We start from the raw sequence: 753 nt of genomic DNA, 5'->3' as shown, positions 1-753 counted from the left end.
CATTTAAAAAAATTAGTAAACGCAGGGAAAAGAATAAAAATAATCACCCACTTTTTCCATGAGCACAGTTTACTTTTATTGAAAAGCAACCAGACCAATGGCAATAGACCAAATATTGCGTTGAAGCGGAGCATGCTTCCGATAAGTAGTAAAAAACCAGCTAGGAGCAATAGTTTCTTCTGCCTTCCCTCCTCACGAGAATCGCTCACGCAAATAACTCCTACGGCGCAGAGCCAGATGACTGCGTGAAGTACATCTTTCCATATGTGACTGAGTGTACCGATCGTAAACGGCATAAAGCCAACAACAATAACTGCTATAGAGAGTTTTCTGTGGGCTTGTGGGATAGAAACAGACAAGAGCAATAAAGCTCCCCAATACAAAAGACATTCGAGCAACAACATCCCAAATGGCCCAGGTATCCAGTCATTTGTGATCGCCCAGATAAAACTCATGATTGGAGGATGCCAATCGTTGAAAATAAAGCTCGTCCCTTGCTGGTATTGATCAAACGCGTCTCCGCTGACTAATCCAGGAAAGAATGCCCTTAAGGTAATTATCAGTCCTAGTATGGCCAAGGAAACTTGTGGAAGCGCAGCTTTTATACAGAGTTTTGATATTGGCATTAAATTATCTAATTTGAGGAATGGCCAAAGCTAAAGGCCACAGATCATCCCATAGGTGATCCGTTGAAGCAAGCATTTTGCCGCCTGAGGGCGTTGGTGGTACCCAAAGGTCAGATTCTGTTGTATT

1 pseudogene is annotated in these 753 nt (G+C 42.6%); it reads right to left on the bottom strand.

The annotated features are described in order from the left end of the window. Positions 1-626, bottom strand: a pseudogene (locus YALDO0001_RS19430) (hypothetical protein); the annotation flags it as partial. Positions 627-753: the final 127 nt, after the last annotated feature.

Source organism: Yersinia aldovae ATCC 35236, from assembly GCF_000173735.1.
Taxonomy (GTDB): Bacteria; Pseudomonadota; Gammaproteobacteria; order Enterobacterales; family Enterobacteriaceae; genus Yersinia; species Yersinia aldovae.
Note: the sequence above shows the minus strand (reverse complement) of the source record. Positions and strands in the feature narration are given on the sequence as shown.